Annotated in this window: 17 protein-coding genes and 1 other annotated feature; of the genes, 10 read left to right on the top strand and 7 right to left on the bottom strand. The window is 51.0% G+C overall.

All coding sequences use genetic code 11. The features are described from left to right. Positions 1-51: 51 nt before the first annotated feature. Positions 52-984 (bottom strand): heme o synthase, encoded by a 933-nt coding sequence (gene cyoE / locus MKX70_RS11125; RefSeq protein WP_042239481.1) that lies wholly within the window; start codon positions 982-984, stop codon positions 52-54. A 259-nt stretch (positions 985-1,243) separates the two neighbouring features. On the opposite strand from cyoE, the gene MKX70_RS11120 reads away from it, so the two are divergent. Together MKX70_RS11120 and MKX70_RS11115 are read left to right on the top strand one after the other, a co-directional pair. Beyond that, positions 1,244-2,248 (top strand): metal-dependent hydrolase, encoded by a 1,005-nt coding sequence (locus MKX70_RS11120; RefSeq protein WP_042239483.1) that lies wholly within the window; start codon positions 1,244-1,246, stop codon positions 2,246-2,248. 535 nt (positions 2,249-2,783) lie between these two features. Continuing rightward, entirely contained in the window at positions 2,784-2,975 is a 192-nt protein-coding gene (locus tag MKX70_RS11115) for a hypothetical protein (RefSeq protein ID WP_042239485.1), read from the top strand. Here the strand turns inward: MKX70_RS11115 and trpS are convergent. Then, on the bottom strand, positions 2,972-3,961 hold the full coding sequence (gene trpS / locus MKX70_RS11110; protein ID WP_042239487.1) for a tryptophan--tRNA ligase: 990 nt from the start codon (positions 3,959-3,961) through the stop codon (positions 2,972-2,974). The two genes, MKX70_RS11115 and trpS, sit on opposite strands and share 4 nt — an antisense overlap. Before the next feature lie 63 nt (positions 3,962-4,024). Further along, positions 4,025-4,269: a binding site (T-box leader), on the bottom strand. 134 nt (positions 4,270-4,403) lie between these two features. Between trpS and MKX70_RS11105 the strand changes: the two genes are divergently transcribed. Beyond that, positions 4,404-5,369, top strand: a complete 966-nt coding sequence (locus tag MKX70_RS11105; RefSeq protein ID WP_340840018.1) for an aldose 1-epimerase — start codon at positions 4,404-4,406, stop codon at positions 5,367-5,369. 107 nt (positions 5,370-5,476) lie between these two features. Beyond that, positions 5,477-5,710 (top strand): alpha/beta-type small acid-soluble spore protein, encoded by a 234-nt coding sequence (locus MKX70_RS11100; protein WP_039307200.1) that lies wholly within the window; start codon positions 5,477-5,479, stop codon positions 5,708-5,710. 132 nt (positions 5,711-5,842) lie between these two features. Here MKX70_RS11100 and MKX70_RS11095 read toward each other — a convergent pair whose 3' ends face one another. Both MKX70_RS11095 and MKX70_RS11090 read right to left on the bottom strand, forming a co-directional pair. Next, positions 5,843-6,253, bottom strand: a complete 411-nt coding sequence (locus tag MKX70_RS11095; RefSeq protein WP_042239489.1) for a hypothetical protein — start codon at positions 6,251-6,253, stop codon at positions 5,843-5,845. A gap of 385 nt (positions 6,254-6,638) precedes the next feature. Next, entirely contained in the window at positions 6,639-8,438 is a 1,800-nt protein-coding gene (locus tag MKX70_RS11090) for a M3 family oligoendopeptidase (protein ID WP_042239492.1), read from the bottom strand. 104 nt (positions 8,439-8,542) lie between these two features. Between MKX70_RS11090 and MKX70_RS11085 the strand changes: the two genes are divergently transcribed. Together MKX70_RS11085 and MKX70_RS11080 are read left to right on the top strand one after the other, a co-directional pair. Next, positions 8,543-8,698 carry a YycC family protein gene (locus tag MKX70_RS11085; RefSeq protein ID WP_081956685.1) on the top strand — a complete coding sequence of 52 codons (156 nt, stop codon included), beginning with the start codon at positions 8,543-8,545 and terminating at the stop codon, positions 8,696-8,698. Then, entirely contained in the window at positions 8,695-8,925 is a 231-nt protein-coding gene (locus MKX70_RS11080) for a hypothetical protein (RefSeq protein WP_039307194.1), read from the top strand. Before MKX70_RS11085 ends, MKX70_RS11080 begins: the two co-directional genes overlap by 4 nt. Positions 8,926-9,054: 129 nt before the next feature. Here the strand turns inward: MKX70_RS11080 and MKX70_RS11075 are convergent, their stop codons facing one another. Together MKX70_RS11075 and MKX70_RS11070 are read right to left on the bottom strand one after the other, a co-directional pair. Beyond that, positions 9,055-9,759: a DUF2225 domain-containing protein gene (locus MKX70_RS11075; protein WP_042239494.1), complete on the bottom strand. Its 705-nt coding sequence runs from the start codon at positions 9,757-9,759 to the stop codon at positions 9,055-9,057. A gap of 27 nt (positions 9,760-9,786) precedes the next feature. After that, on the bottom strand, positions 9,787-10,170 hold the full coding sequence (locus MKX70_RS11070) for a globin domain-containing protein (RefSeq protein ID WP_042139845.1): 384 nt from the start codon (positions 10,168-10,170) through the stop codon (positions 9,787-9,789). A 430-nt stretch (positions 10,171-10,600) separates the two neighbouring features. Here MKX70_RS11070 and ylbJ point away from each other — a divergent pair, with 430 nt between their 5' ends. From ylbJ to MKX70_RS11050, 4 genes are all read left to right on the top strand, one after another. After that, positions 10,601-11,851: a sporulation integral membrane protein YlbJ gene (gene ylbJ, locus MKX70_RS11065; RefSeq protein WP_042239495.1), complete on the top strand. Its 1,251-nt coding sequence runs from the start codon at positions 10,601-10,603 to the stop codon at positions 11,849-11,851. Positions 11,852-11,931: 80 nt separating this feature from the next. After that, the gene (locus MKX70_RS11060; protein ID WP_042239496.1) at positions 11,932-12,729 is read left to right on the top strand and encodes an NAD kinase; all 798 of its coding nucleotides are present in this window, start codon (positions 11,932-11,934) and stop codon (positions 12,727-12,729) included. 217 nt (positions 12,730-12,946) lie between these two features. Then, positions 12,947-14,128: a copper amine oxidase N-terminal domain-containing protein gene (locus tag MKX70_RS11055; protein ID WP_081956686.1), complete on the top strand. Its 1,182-nt coding sequence runs from the start codon at positions 12,947-12,949 to the stop codon at positions 14,126-14,128. Positions 14,129-14,163: 35 nt separating this feature from the next. After that, entirely contained in the window at positions 14,164-15,615 is a 1,452-nt protein-coding gene (locus MKX70_RS11050) for a S41 family peptidase (RefSeq protein ID WP_052416724.1), read from the top strand. 166 nt (positions 15,616-15,781) lie between these two features. Here MKX70_RS11050 and MKX70_RS11045 read toward each other — a convergent pair whose 3' ends face one another. Next, positions 15,782-16,510, bottom strand: coding sequence for a YutD family protein (locus MKX70_RS11045; protein ID WP_340840017.1), 729 nt, complete (start codon positions 16,508-16,510; stop codon positions 15,782-15,784). Positions 16,511-16,538: the final 28 nt, after the last annotated feature.

Raw genomic sequence — 16,538 nt, 5'->3', positions numbered from 1 at the left:
CCCTCCCCATTCATCATAAGAATCCGTACTTCCACCGTGTGTATCTAAAAATTAACCGTGGACCGTATTCAATACAAGCACAATCAGACTTATGGTCAGATAGTTAATGGAGAAGAAGAAATTTTTCTTGGCCCAGGCATCATCATCCTTCGCCTTAAATCCGATTAAGGTTAAATAGAGCCAGGCCAGCGACAAAGCTGACGACACAATGAGATAAAATATCCCTGCATAGTCATACATGTACATCAGTACAGGAATGGGCAGCAGCAGTGCCACATAAGGGATCATCTGGAACTTGGTACGGCGTGTCCCTTTGACCACTGGAAGCAGGGGGAACCCTGCCGCCCTGTATTCCTCTTTGCGGCGGATACCAAGTGCCCAGAAGTGGGGCGGCTGCCACAGGAAGAGCATGGCGAACAGCAGCCAGGCACCAAGGTCTACGGTTCCGGTAACAGCAACATAACCGATTACAGGCGGCATGGCACCGGAAATGGCTCCCACGGAAGTGCTCCAGGTAGATGTTCTTTTGAGCCAAAGGGTATACACTACAACATATACGAACATCCCGACGATGCCAAACAGTCCGGCCAGTACTCCGCAGAAAGCAAACAGCACCGCCAGGCCGGCAATACCCAGCCCAATGCCGTACAGCAGCACTGTCTGAGGCTTCAGCCTACCTGTAGGCAAGCCCCGCTCACGGGTTCTTTCCATCTTCATATCCAGATCCCGGTCGAAATAATTATTGAAAACACAGGCAGAGGCCATAACCAGCATTGTGCCAAGCAGGGTAAGGATTAATCGTCCATACTGTACATCCCAGCCTGAAGCCACCCAGTAGCCTGCAAAAGCAGCGATCAGATTGGAACGGATAATACCGGGTTTCGTCACCGTAATGAAGTCGCGCCAGCTTGCACCTTCCGGTGGAGACTTGGCAGACATTGATGCGGAATCGGAAGAAGCTTGATATCTCAATTGATTGTCCACGTATGGTGTTCCTCCTTCTAAGGGACTTCTTAACGTTCCGCCGGAGCCTGAGTAACTGTTCGGCTGTACCCTGGATAATATTACTCGCTCCGCTATTAACTTTATCATAGCAAACTGGGAAAGACTTTGACAATCATTGACCATGATGTTCATCAATTCGACAATTACGTGACAATATTTATTTCCTCCCCCTAAATAACTTGGCGCTAAATTGGGTAGTTATTAATAGGGAACTTCCGTATAAAGGAGATCTGGCCAAATGGATACCGCTACACATTTTGTTATGGGACTGGGACTCGCCGGTCTGTCGTTCGTTGATCCTTCTGTCGCCTCGAATGGGACACTTGCCGGTGCCGTGATGGTTGCTACTGTACTCGCTTCTCAGGCACCGGATGCCGATACTGCGCTGCGGCTGAAGGACAACGCGGTTTATATCCGCAATCACAGGGGAATCACCCATTCCCTGCCCTTTTTACTGTTATGGCCGGCTCTGATCACAGTGGTCATAGGTCCGGTCTTCGGATTAACGGATCTCCATGCCTTAAGCCATATTGCGCTTTGGAGCTTTATCGGCGTTGCCATCCATGTGTTCTCGGATCTGTTCAACACTTATGGGACCCAGGCGGCACGCCCGTTCACCGAGAAATGGATTGCCTGGAATATTATCCACATCTTCGACCCGTTCATCTTCGGCAGCCATGCGGCAGCGATCATTCTCTGGATCAGCGGGATTGTGCCTCCGGCACCCTTGTTCATTACCCTATATGCAAGCATCGTCTTGTATTACATCTGGCGGACGCTCGTACATGCGCGTATCACACGTAACATCAAGAACAAGGATGTGCACCATAATGCTGGTGACCGGTACTATGTCATCCCTACGATTTCGCCTACACGCTGGAACGTGGTCAAAGCCAAGCCGGATGGCAGCTACAACGTCGGACTGCTGAACAACGGCAAGCTGGAATGGTTCAGGCATGCGGTGTGCTCCACTCACCCCGCTGTGGAACATTCGAAGTCCCATCCGGATATTCAGGCTTTTCTGTACTTTACCTCTTACGCTGTCGCCGAGGTCGAAGAGCTACCCTCCGGTTATATTGTACGCTGGGGGGATGTTCGTTATTTACACCGTAAGCAATTCCCGTTTGTTGCAGTACTGGTCATGGACAACCAGTATCACCCGCTGAATACTTATGTAGGCTGGCTCAGCAGTGAGAAGCTGGATGAACGCTTCGCCATTGATCCGGGAACAGTTAAGACCTAGCAGCGTAAACAATGCATACCTGAAGATGGCTGGCATCCGCCCTTGCGGATGCCAGCTTTTTAGTTTATGTGGCAATGAGTTGAAGTTCACCCTGTATTGTCCGGCCGGGATGTTGAGAATGTTGTATATAATGTAATGCAACTCTGAGCCTTAGATATTGGGATTACTTTAAGAATTGTTGTATGAAATACAGCAATCCCCCCGCTTAGCGGCTATGGAGGAGAAGAATGTTGCCTTTTGTGCAACAATTTTCAATTAGGGCGATTTAATAAAGGAAATGTTGTATTCTGTGCAGGATTCCGTCATTGGACCTTTACATAAACATTCCTATCTCTAGCTAAGCTTAACCAGCAGGTTAAATCTTCCTGAGGTCTATTTCTCTTGCCACCTCTTGACGCCCCGGACCGCATAAGGCACAATCACAATAAAGCGGTTACAGTTAATAGTTCATGATATGAATTGAAAATCCCGGGGTGCAGAAAGCACTCCGGGACTCACTCCACCGCTATTGCAGCAGAAAGGAAGGCTGGAACATATGGGTAAAGGTCTGTCACTGTGGTTCGCCTGCTCTTCAATTCTCATACTTACGGCAGCTTCCATTTCAATCAGCTATAACATTTGGCTGGCACTGCTGCTCGGTACCCTGTGCGTGCTCAACATTGGCTGGGGCTTCATCATCAAAGCCCGGCTGAGACGCAAGGCCGAGCGCAAGCTGCCCTCCTCTTAACGGTAAGGCAGGAAGCCCATCCGTTCCTTCACGCCTTCCAGTGTCCGGGCAGCACTGCTGCGCGCGCTTTCGGCACCTTGAGCCAGAATATCGCCCAGTGTGCCTGAGCTGCGGATCTCATGGTATCTCTGCTGGATGGGTTCAAGCAGGGCAACGATTACTTCGCCAAGATCTTTTTTGAAGCCGCCGTACATTTGCCCTTCATACTTGTCCGCTATCTGCTGGAGGCTCATTCCCGAGCATTCGGCATAGATACTCATCAGGTTGCTGATCTCAGGCTTATTGGCCGGATCAAATACCACTTCGCGTCCTGAATCCGTGGTTGCGCGGCTGATCTTTTTACGGATGATATCCGGCGGATCCAGCAGACCGATTCTGCTGCCGGCATTAGGGTCGCTTTTGCTCATTTTTTTGGTCCCGTCATCCAGAGACATAATCCGCGCTCCGACTTCAGGAATATACGGCTCAGGAATAGTGAAGAAATCACCGAACCGGTGATTGAAGCGCCCCGCCAAGTCGCGGGTCAGCTCCAGATGCTGCTTCTGGTCTTCACCCACCGGTACCAGATCGGCGTTGTAGACCAGGATATCTGCAGCCATCAGCGATGGATACACGAATAATCCGGCTCCTACGGATTCTTTGCCTGCCGATTTATCCTTAAACTGCGTCATCCGTTCCAGCTCACCCATAGCAGTCAGTGTCGTCAGAATCCATCCCAGCTCAGCATGCTGAGGCACGTGGGACTGCATGTAGACATGGGAGATGGCAGGATCAATGCCTGCAGCCAGATACAATGCAGCTACCGATTCCGAATTCTCACGAAGGGCAGCGGGATCTTGGGCAACCGTAATGGCATGCAGATCCACCACCATAAAGTAACATTCATATTCCCTTTGAAGCTTGACGAAATTCTTGATCGCTCCGATGTAATTTCCGAGTGTGAGCGAACCGCTGGGCTGAATCCCCGATAATACCTTTTTAGCCATGATCTTTATCCTCCATCATCTGTATATTCCGTGTGCGCCAGGACGCAAAAAGGCCCCACATCCGCAAGGGACGTGAGACCGTGGTACCACCCTTATTCGCTGCTCCTAAGTCATCCCTGGGGGACAGGCAAGCAGCCTTAGCTTCCGTTAACGGGGAAGAGCCGGCCGGTCTACTGAAGGCTTATTCAGCCCGTTCGATCGCGGCGCTCAAGGGTCCATTCGGTCAGAGGTGCACCACCGGTTCACATCAGCCACCGGCTTTCTGAAGGTACAGTCCATTGCTTACTTGTCCCTGTCATCACGTTGTTGTCATTCATTGTTGCCTTCATCATAGTGCGTGCCGGAGAAGTTGTCAAATCTCTAACCACCGTCACTTAAATCTGGTATGATAAGGATATTCGTGTATGATCTGATTACAGTTTATCAAAGGAGCATATCTCTTATGAAACAGGTGACCAAAGGGCAGTGGAACGGTTATGATACGTACATTTTGCATAGCCGTGAGCTGGAAGTCACGCTTTTGCCCCGGCTGGGGAACAATGTAATTTCCTTATGGGACCGCAAGGAGGAGCGGCAAATCCTGCGCCAGCCTGATGAAAGCGACTTGGCTTTTTATATTCAGAAACCTTATCACTTTGGCATTCCGCTTCTGGTACCGCCCGGCCGTATCCGAAACGGGCAGTTCGCGTTCGATGGCACCAGCTACCAGTTCGACCGGAATTCAGGCGATCATCATATTCACGGCCTGCACCGTACCCAAGCCTGGTGTGTCAGCGATATTGAAGAAGACGAGGAAGGCTGCGCGGTAACAACCGAATTCACAACTACGGATGATCCGGAGTGGATCAGGCAATTTCCCGAGCCGCTGAAGCTTGAGATGACATTCCGCCTGCAGGGGCCTGACCTGGTGCAGACACTTAAGGTTACCCATCTGGGCGGCAGTCGCATTCCATTTGGTATCGGCTATCATACATGGTTTATGCTTGACGGCGCCCCTGAGCGCTGGAGCATAACACTCCCTGTGCAAAGCGTTTATGAGCTAAATAACGAACTCCTGCCCAGCGGACATTTATTACCGCTCGGTGAACTCGATAGTCTTAACAGCCATATGAACCTCCAAGGCAAGAATCTGGATACGGCCCTGAGGATGGATGATCATCAGCCTGCCGAAGCGTTACTCATGCGCGATGACGGCTACGGACTGCGTTATTCGGTGGACAAGGAACATTTCCGCCACTGGGTCCTCTATACCAAAGGAGAGGCTGACCAGTTCCTCTGCATTGAACCGCTCACCTGGCTTCCGGATGCGCCGAATCTTCAGCAGGACGCTTCCTTCACAGGAATGCTTACGCTTGAACCGGGCCAGACACTGGTGCTTGGCAGCAGCTTGCAGATGATTTATCCCTGAGGGTAAATTTCATATAATTACCAGCCTCTAAACCTTCGAAATTCGTGCATGAATTCTCTCCCTAGCGCTCATACTATCTTCACAACGGGCGAAGGAGGTGAACAAACATGGGTCAAGCAGGTCAACAAGGTCGTGGTAGCCGTTCTAACAACCTGGTCGTTCCTCAAGCGAATGCAGCGCTGCAGCAGTTGAAATATGAAGCAGCACAAGAGCTTGGAGTAACTATCCCGGCTGACGGTTATTATGGGAACTACACTTCCCGCGAAACCGGTTCTTTGGGAGGATATATCACCAAACGTCTGGTGCAACTGGCAGAGCAACAACTGTCCGGTCGTTCGTAGTAACAGCCTTATCATAAGTATCCGGCCAAGCCTCATAGCTTAGGCCGAGCAGCTTCGCAGCCCTCCCGCGCTTCTCGTCGAAGCGCAGGGGGGCTTTTTATATGGGTATGCAAGATATATATAATCGGGTAATCAGCCAAAGGACTGGTCGGAGACATCTCCATGGTTACTGCGGGGATAGCGGATCATCAGGTTGGCCATATTGTAATTAGACTCCAGTGTCGCATCCACCACCACCATCCCCTGGCGGACGGCAAATTCATAGCTGATCTCGCCATGAGTCCAGCGCTTCTTATACTTCAGGCTCTCCAGAGCCATCACCCGGAAAGAAGATTGCTGACCCTTCGTTAATCCTTCCTGCTCCGCTGCATAGCTCCCGCTGCGCCCGGCAAGCGGATTATGACGGATGCCGAACTTGCCGATGATGTTATTTCTGATTTGTACAAATACGATACCGGAAGTCAATCCTGACAATTCTTCCTGCAGTTCCTTAAACACCAGATCGATTTGTCTTGCCAGCGATAGTTGTTCCGTTCTCAACATACATATCCTCCTAGAAGTTTTGTGGGTGATACAAGTTCCATGATTCAGCTTCACAAAAGCCGCTTCAATAACCTATGGCTTAAGTTTTGTGTGTAAAAATACAGAGTAGTAAAGTATCAGTCTAACAGCCCTTATATAAGGCTTTAGGCACATTATAGGTCACTAATTAAATGCATACAACATTATTCAACATAATTGGGTTATTATCCCTATGAATGCGCAAATTTCTTAATATCATTAGCTAAATCCATCCTTTTATCGCCTTTTTTCGACAAAAACACAACTAAAAAAGTCCCTGTATCCAGGGACTTTGCGTATTCGTACCATATTCTATAGCTATTGTTTTACTGCAAAAAAATCAATTCGCCTTATTTCCGACAAATTCTTAGGCCAGATGTGCTGTCATTTCCAGGAATTCATTAATATCTGCAGCAATCAAATCTGCGGCCCCCTGCCAGAAATCCGGCTTGGACAAATCCACGCCAAGATGCTTCGACACCAGATTCTCCAGTGTCATGACTCCGGTATCCTTCAGCAGGCTGTCATATTTATCAGCAAAGGATGCACCTTCCTGCAACGCAAGCCGGTACAGTCCGGTACTGAACATATATCCGACGGTGTAAGGGAAGTTGTAGAACGGCACATCCGTGATATAGAAATGAAGCTTGGAGGCCCAGAAATGCGGGTGGTACTCCGAGAGCACACCGCAGAAGGCTTCTTTCTGCGCTTCTTCCATCAGGGCAGACAGTTCTTCCGCATTCACCAGACCCTCTTTGCGTTTCTCGTAGAAGCGGGTCTCAAACAGGAAGCGGGCGTGAATATTCATGAAGAACGCTACGCTGTTCTGAATCTTCGCTTCAAGCAGCGCCAGCTTCTCCTCAGCATTGCCTGCGGATTTCACCTGCGCATCAGCCACAATGACTTCGGCGAAGGTTGAGGCCGTCTCAGCCACATTCATGGCATAGTTCTGATTGAACAGCGGCTGGTCATCCAGCAGGAACGAATGATAGGCGTGACCGAGCTCATGCGCAAGCGTCGATACATTGGACGGAGTACCGCTGTAGGTCATAAAAATGCGCGATTCTTTGCTCTCCGGGAATGATACGCAGAATCCCCCGGGACGTTTGGCTGCACGGTCTTCGACCTCAATCCAGTCATTGTCGAAAGCTTGTTCGGCGAAGTCCGCCAGCTTCGGACTGAATTTGCGGAACTGGGTGACGATGTCGGCTGCCGCTTGTTCATAAGGGATTTTGCCGGAGGACTTGCCTACAGGCGCTTCCACATCAACCCAAGCCAGAGATTCCAGACCAAGAAGCTTCGCCTTGCGCTGCAGATAGGACACAATTGCAGGCTTGTTCTTCGTAATAACCTCCCACATCACATCGAGCGATTCCCGAGTCATACGGTTAATGCCAAGCGGCTCATTCAGCACATCCTCCCAGCCCCGGCCTTTGTAGAGCTTCAGGCGGAATCCGGCCAGATGGTTAAGGGTGTCGGCACAATAATCAGCAGCGCCGGCCCAGGCCTCTTCCCATTTGCGGAACATGGCGCTGCGGACCTCAGGGTCCTCGTCATCCAGCTTGTTGAAGGCTTGACCGGCAGATAGCAGCTTCATGCCCTCTTCATCCTCAAAAGGAATCTGGACCCGGCTCACGATCGTTTCGTAATGCTCGCTCCACCCATGGTATCCATCAACTGCCAGTTCAAGCGCAAGGCTCTCAAGCTCCGGGCTCATCTTCTCACGGGCCAGATCACGGCTCTCACTTAGTACGAAGTTCAGCGGGGCAATCTCCGGCCGGTCCATCCATTCAGCCCACACCCCATCCGGAGTCTGGCGCAGCACATTATCGAATGCAGAGCTGACGCCCTCAAAACCGGCCCGCATGCCAGTTACCTTGGACGACAGCCTTACAGCCCCTTTGTCCTGCTGGTTCTGGGCTCCCAGACAGCCGGTGAATTCTGAAGCCTGCGTGAGCCGTCCGGCACAGCTCTGCAGCAGTTCGATCACACCGTCCAGCGACTCCGTGGACGCAGCATCGGTTGGCGCAACTGCCGCAGCGACCTGCCGGCGCAAGCTTTCAATGTCTTCTTCCAGATGGTTCAAAAAACTCTCAAACTGGGGGGAAGCCGAACCTCCAGGGAAAATGGAATCCAGTTCCCATGTCAATGATAAAGGCTGTTTCATGTATTCTCACCGTTCCTTTGTTCATATTGGTTTTCTTTGTATTTGTGCTGCAGCCATGGTAAAGTGAATTACGATAGTCCACCAATGTTAAGGAGGCCACCCTTGTGAAGCCACTGCAAATTTCGCCGGAAACGGCCATTACGTTATCCAAACAACTCGGCGTTCCGCTGGAACACCTGATGCATATGCCTCAACATATCCTGCTGCAAAAAATCGCCGAATTATCCAAGAAAGCAAGTTCAGAGCAGGACAAGCAATGATTCCCTTCAGCCATACCTGGCCTTATGATATTATTCTGGGAGACATGTACGTACAATATTGCCCGTTCTGCGACCAGGAGAATGTTCTTCTGCCTATGAAGCCCAAAGAGCTGCAAATCGTGCGTGACGGCAAAAAAAAGCTGCTGGTCTTCCCCTGCTGCAGTGCCAGCCCCACGGTCATCGACAATGACGGGGACTATCTGCTGTTCGATCGGGCTGTCCGCTAAACAGCGGAAGACAGTTCCCCCCGGCTTCAGTCACCAAATACCAGGCGTATGAGGAGTTTTCTCTTCTACGCCTTTTCGGGGTCCGGATGACTCCGGACCGACCGACATTCATAATCCAAGTGCGGTTCTCTATGTAGCCGACGGAAGGCCGTCCGGATCAATCTCTTCTCCGCGCATCTGCTCCCGCAGAATGGCCCACTGTTCACGTGAAGCGCGGATCATAGCCGCATCCACAATTCTCTGGTCATTAATCACACGGGAGAACCACCTCACAGCCATAGCGAAATCGCCGACACGGCGGTTAAGCTCCCCGATCAGATACATCAGACGGGCATCATTTCCTCCCGAGGAATCATTCTCGAACACCTTCACATACTCATCAAGCGAGTAACGCAAGAAACGCTGCTCCTGTACCATATCCCCTTGATAGCGGTATAGCCAGGCAATATGGTGCAGCAGACTTGCAATGATCCGTTCCTTGTCCTTGATGCTTTGTGCGCAGATCAGGGCCAGCTTGTAAGTCTCCAGAGCGACCTCCCAGCTGCGCTTGTCCCCAAAGTCACGGGTTACCCAGCGTCTGCCCACCTGCGCTTCGAAAGATTTGCGCTGCCATTCCACCAGTTTGTCTGCTGAATTCTCCGTGGATGCGAACCCGCACTTCGGACAGACACGTACAACATAATAGTCAGGATTCTCATCCTTGTAATACGAGCAGAAATCAGCATCACGGCGGATGGCTTTTTTGAGACTGGGACGTACTCTGGATGTTGAAAATTCATGTTCGCAGTTGCAGCATACAACCTTAATTGAATACAGGGGGATTAATTCCGGCAAAACGCCCTCATCCTTTCACAGCAGCTCTTATTCATGGGGCATATTGACAAAATGATGCGCAGGACCCGCCAGCCGGCTTAGTACGAACGAACGCAGCGGCTCTTCCACACCGGTCTCTTCAAGTGCGGCCTTCATGCAGTTCAGCCAGTCATCCGCCCGTTCCGGAGTGATGGGAATATGCATATGCCTGGCTCTCATCATGGGATGGCCGTGCTGCTCCGAATAAAGGGCAGGACCACCAAAAAACTGGCTTAGAAACTGATATTGCTTCTCCAGTACAGGAGTAATATCTTCGGGAAATAACGGACTTAGCTGCGGGTGGAGCTGTACCTTGGAGTAGAACACTTCCACCAGACGGTGAACTCCCTCGGCACCTCCCAGGTTGTCAAATAGACTCTCATTCGAATTCATTGGAGGCTTCAGCCTTCTTCCCTTTTAATCTGATAAGCAGTTATTTTATTATACCAAAAAATAAGCTCGACAGTTATCCCTGCCTTAAGACATGCACCCTAAGGGAAAAAACACAAAAAAAGGCGCCAAACCTAAGTTCAGCGCTCGTTAACTACTGTAGTCAGTAAGTTCTAAATTCTTCATCACCAGGCGGGACAAGAGAGACCCGGATTACATATACAAAAGCACAAACAAGAACTCCGGCAACTACACTCATCACCATCACTCCATCCCTTAAATCATTCTTGATCAAATGTGCATTATTTAATTTTTATAGTATCATAATTCCGGTGAAAAAGCACCGGTAAATGTAACCGCTTTCCGTGTTATTTTTGTGCTGTTTGTCCCACTTCCGGCATACAACTAAGCATAGAATTGGAGGTGCCACCCGATGACACTGAACAAAATTGCCGGTCCGCTGCTCGGTATCGTGCTGGCGGCCTGCATGCTGCTGATGCTGATCCATCCGTCCAGCTCTCTGGATGCGGCACTTCGCGGGCTAGCCGTCTGGTGGGACGTGCTGTTTCCTTCATTGTTCCCCTTCTTCGTCATTTCCGAAATCATGCTGGGATTTGGCATCGTCCATCTCTTCGGGGCGCTGCTTGATCCGCTTATGCGCCCCCTCTTCAATATACCCGGCAGCGGCGGGTTCGTGGCTGCCATGGGATATGTGTCAGGATATCCCGTCGGGGCCAAATTAACCGCCAAGCTGCGGGAGCAGGGAATGATCAGCAAGGTGGAAGGGGAACGGCTGGTGGCCTTCACCACTTCCTCAGACCCTATTTTCCTGCTTGGCGCCGTATCCGTCGGATTCTTCCATGATGCCTCCCTCGGGCTTATCCTCGCCCTTGCCCATTACGGAGGCGGATTCATCGTCGGCCTGCTGATGTCATTTCATGGCCGCAGCAGGACCGGGGACTCCGGGACAGCTCCCGCTACGCCCGCAGCACCCTCATCTGCAGCCCCGTCAGGACCAAGTTACGGCAGACTGCGCACCGCGATGAATGCCATGGCTGAAGCCCGCCGTAAAGACGGCCGAAGTCTCGGCGAACTGCTTAGGAACGCCATCCAGTCCTCGCTGCAGCTTATTATTGTCGTTGGAGGGCTGGTAGTATTCTTCAATGTGCTGATGGAGCTGCTTGCCCGCGCCGGAATTATGTCCATGCTGTTCAGTACCACCGGACAGCTGCTGTCCCTGGCCGGATTACCGCCGGGGCTCTCAGCCGCTCTGGTCAGCGGGTTATTCGAGGTGACACTCGGTGCCCGCTCGGCCGGAGAAGCGGCTGCAGGAATTCCGCTGCAGTTCAAGGTAACCGCTGCAGCATTTATCCTCTCCTGGGGCGGATTATCCGTTCACGCCCAGGTAGCCAGTATACTGAATGGCACCGGACTGCGTTACCTTCCCTTTATGATCGCACGGTTAGTGCATGCCCTCCTCTCTGCCGGACTTGTTCTTCTGCTCTGGAAGCCGGTGGTCAGCTCAGGACTGGCCGGACAGTGGGGTGCGCTGCCCGTTGCCTCCGGACTGGCTTCACCGGATTCGGCTCTGTTCAGCAGCATCAGCCTGCTCTGCCTGCTGCTGGCCTGTATGCTTGTGCTGTCGCTGCTGATGCTGTTGGCGGGCAGGCTGCGGCGTTTTTAACTTGATTCAAATATTGTGTTCCGGGTCAAGATTGATTATGATCGGTGTATGACTGAATCATACAAAGGAGCCTGTACATCTTGAGATATTATGTTCTGGACCGCGGAGATGAATTGTCCATCCAACTAGCGGAGCAATTTCACAAGCTGGCGGCGGAGCGGGATTTGGAGCTGGATGCCAAGTCACCGGAAATTGTGATATCGATCGGCGGGGACGGCACCATGCTGCATGCTTTCCATACGTTTATCGACCAGATTCCAGATTTGGCTTTTGTCGGTGTGCATACCGGGCATCTGGGCTTCTATGCGGACTGGCAAGCTGAAGAGCTGCCGACCCTGATTGATTATATGTGCGGAGATATTGGGCCGCATAACCCACGTATGGTGCAGTATCCGCTCCTTGAACTGGAAATTCACAAGAAGTCCGGTTCAAGCTCGCATATTGCCCTGAACGAATTCACACTTAAAGGCGTAGACGGAACGGTTGTCATCCAGATTGATATTAACGATGTAACCTTCGAAATGTTCCGCGGTGACGGCATTTGCATCTCTACCCCCTCCGGCAGTACCGCTTATAACAAAAGTCTGGGAGGCGCCATGGTGCATCCCACGATTGAGGCGCTGCAGATTTCGGAGATTGCTTCGATTAATAACCGGGTATTCCGCACGATGGGTTCACCTCTGCTGCTGCCCAAGCATCATCACTGCGATATTTTCTCGCGCAAGGATCAGCGTCTGCTGCTGACCGTGGACCATAACAATATTCCTGTGGATGACCTGATCTCTGTACGTTGTCAGGTGTCCGACAAAAAAATCAGTTTTGCCCGGTACCGCCCTTTCCCTTTCTGGAACCGTGTCCGTGAAGCGTTTCTAGTGTAGAATTTCTGGGGAATAGAAGGATATCCGAACCAAATGATACGTCTGCTATCCATTGCTCTTACAGCCGGAGATGCCCCGCCTCTCCGGCTTTATCATGCCGCCTGTCCGGAGTCCTACTACCTCCGGAGCATCGTTCACAAGAAATGGACAGAGGGAATTTTCAGATGGTATAATGAACCTATTTTACAAAGTTTTCTAATTAAAAGGAGAGAATCTATTGAAAAAACTACTATCCCTCATTGGCGTGAGCCTGCTGGCCCTCGTACTGGCCGTTCCCGCCTTTGCAGCAGAGAAACCTATCAAAGTCTACATAAACAACAGCAATCTTACCTTCACCGCCGGAACCCCTTATCTGAAGGATAATACGGTGCTGGTGCCTTTCCGGGTTATATTCGAGAAGCTCGGGCTGCAGGTGCTATGGGATTCCAAGACTGGAACTGTTACAGGGACAGGGACAGGCCTGAATATCAGCCTTAAGGTCGGCAGCAAACGTGCTACTGTCAACGGTACCGTCAAGCAGCTTACGGTTGCTCCGGTTTCTTCGGCAGGTACAACTTACATACCGCTGCGTTTCATAGCTGAAGCCACCGGCGGAACAGCCGTCTGGGATTCAGCCAGCCGGAGCGTGAAAATTACCGTACCGCAATCCTCCTCCAGCGATGAGAAGGATATTACAGCACTCATTCAATTATCCAATAAATATTATAATGAAGAAAAAGCCATCAGCTTCTACTCCCTGGTAGATTCCGAATCCGACAATATGGAATCTGTAACGGATATGAATTCCCTGTTCGAGCTGTACGACCTCAAGAATACTATTAAAAGCCTTAAGATTCTGAGTCTTGCCGGAGACGAGGCTACTGTCTACACTGTCGAAAGCTCGGTTAGAACTGGCGGATATTATATCCCGGATGAGCAGTTCGAATATTTGTACACACTGGTCCGTAAGGACGGGTCCTGGAAAATCTCCGGAATGGAGGTACAGGAATCCACAGTGCTGCTTACACGTGAACAAGGCATGAAGCAGGCGGTGCTTCCACAGAATGACGCCACAGTAATCAAGGATAATCTCAGCAAATATTATCAGAATATGACTACCCAGAATGTTGATGGAACCCAGGCACTAATGACCTCTTACGGTGAGGAATATGACGCTGCCAGTGCAGCCGATCTGCAGGATCTGTTCGATTCCTATGATCTCAGCTACTCGCTGACGAATGCGAATATCTACTATTATGGGGCCGACGAAGCTGCCGTCTACACGGAAGTCTCTATTAAAGACGGTGAATCGGGAGAGAGCTACACCCAGTCCCTCATCTTCATTCTGAGCAAATCGGAAAGCGGCGCATGGACCATTGACGACACTTATCACATCAGCTTTGATAGTGCGCAATCCTAGCATTTCAAAAATATATCAAAAGGATGTATGAACTTATGAAATCAGCCAGAATCCTTACTGCAGCCCTCAGCGGCTGCTTGGCTTTATCCATCGCCTGGGCTCCTGCCGCTTCGGCCGCAGACGCTGCTGCTTCCACTGAAGCTGTGCAATCCTCCAAAACGGATATCATCAATGAAATTATGGAGTATCTTGAGTACTACAATGTGGAGGGTATTGATCAGGATACGCTTATCCGTGGTGCGATTGACGGCATGGTAAGTACGCTGGATGATCCCTACAGCCAATATTTCGATCAGGCGGAAGCTGCGGACTTCGGCCATGCGGTTGATCTGGAATATGTCGGCATCGGCGTCCGGCTCGTATATACGCCCAAAGAACTCTACATTGAAGAGGTGATGAGCGGTTCCCCCGCAGAGAAAGCCGGTTTGAAACGCGGGGATACCATTCTTAAGATCAACGGTGTACGGGTAGATGATACGGCAGGCGATGAGCTTGCCGGCGCGTCTGGCACGAAGGTCTCTCTGCTGATCCAGCGGAACGGCGTTAGCAAATCCTACAGCGTTACCCGCAGTGAAATTACCACAACATCCGTTACCGGCACAATTATCGGGTCCAAGGTTGCCTATATTGCCATCAACGGCTTCACACAGACCGCTGACGAAGAGTTCTCCACAGCGCTGGATAAAATGCGGGCAGCCGGAATGAAGTCACTGGTGCTCGATCTGCGTGACAATACAGGCGGCTACATGGATAGCGCCCAGAACATTGCCGCCAAGTTTATGGATGCCGGTATTATGATGTACACCTCCGATCAGAGCGGCGTACTGACACCTGTAACGATCACAAGCGGCAGCAAAATCGGTGTTCCCGTTGTTGTACTGACCAATGAATACACCGCCAGTGCTTCCGAAGCTTTGACCGGGGCACTCCGCGACAACAAACTGGCTACAATCGTCGGTACCCGTTCGTACGGCAAGGCGCGGATTCAGAGTCTGATTCCTATGTCGGACGGCGGCGAGCTGAAGCTGACAACGATGAAGTATCTGACTCCAAGCAAAGAGGATTTCAACCACATCGGACTCGCTCCTGATATTGAGATCAAGGGCAAAACGGCCCAGCTGATCACCGCTCTGCAAATCGCCGGACTGACCGGAATCACAGCCTCCGGTGACAATCATATTCTCGATATCGACGGTGCTGCTTTTGCCGGAAATGTCGGTCTGATCAAGCAGGGGGATAAAGTCTATGCCTCCTCCCGCGTACTGTCCGCGCTTGTAGAGAGTGAAGTAACCTGGGACGCGAAGAACAAGAAGGTGCTGATTACGACTGGAGCCGGCAAAAGCTCCGGATTCACCCTGGCCGCCAAAGAGGCGCTATACCAGGACGGCGAAACCTTCATCGAGCTGGGTGCCTTCAAGAAGAAGTTCCCGCTGCTTACGTGGAGCTACAACGCTGCCCAGAATCAGCTGAAATTATCGGTTAAATAATTGGATTTCATAGCTAAAATACAGCACTAACATCGAAAGAGTCCCTCCAGCCATATGGCTGAAGGGACTCTTTCAGTTATCAGCAGCGTCTAAGCGACACTGCCGGGAAATGCACCGAAACAACGGAGAAAACCTGGAGAATACCCGCACCGGGAACAAGCGTTGCCTACCCTTGGCTGTTATTCGGATTCTGGCTGCTCTGGTGATCCTGTTTGTTTTGATTGTTTTGATTATTCTGGTTATCCTGCTTGCTCTGGTTGTTCTGTCTGTTGGGACTGTTCTCTCTGTTTTCTTTGTTCTGCTTATTTGAGTTACCTTGATTGCCACCCTGATTCCCCTGCTGCTGGCCTCTGCCCTGGAACTCTTTATGGTTCTTCTTGCCTTGCTCCTTGTTGCGGTGATTCCGGCTCTGGTGCTCACGCACAGGTCTGTCTTTGGCAGCATGCTCCCGGCCTGAACCGCCTGCGTTATCCTTATCCCGGTTCCCTGCCTTAGACGGGAATTCGCGGTGATCTTTCACATTCCCTGCCGGCTCGGCAGACTCCTGCTCCAGTTCTTCCTCCGTTCCCGGTTCAGGAACTTCCTTTATCAGAATATCCTTGAAGGTTCCCTCCTGCGGAGCCTCCTTCAGCTTGTGCAGTACAAAATACGCACAGCCAAAATTACAGTATTCATTAATATAATCCACCATGCCTGAAATAGCCGTATCCCGGTTCACCTTGGGGTGATTATCCCGGTAGAAGCCTTTCAGACGCAATTGGCTGTACCCCCAGTCGCCGATAATATAATCGTAGCGATCCAGCACCTCGCTGTATCTACCGCGAAATGCTTCCGGGTTCCAGCCGTCCTTATGATCGAGCATGAGCTCGTAACCTTTTCCACCTATAACGATCAAGCGTGTGTCGCCTGCCTTTCTATGAGAG

Source organism: Paenibacillus sp. FSL R7-0312, from assembly GCF_038004445.1.
Taxonomy (GTDB): domain Bacteria; phylum Bacillota; class Bacilli; order Paenibacillales; family Paenibacillaceae; genus Paenibacillus_AQ.
The sequence above is the reverse complement of the archived record's forward strand: the minus strand, read 5'-3'. Positions and strand labels throughout refer to the sequence as shown.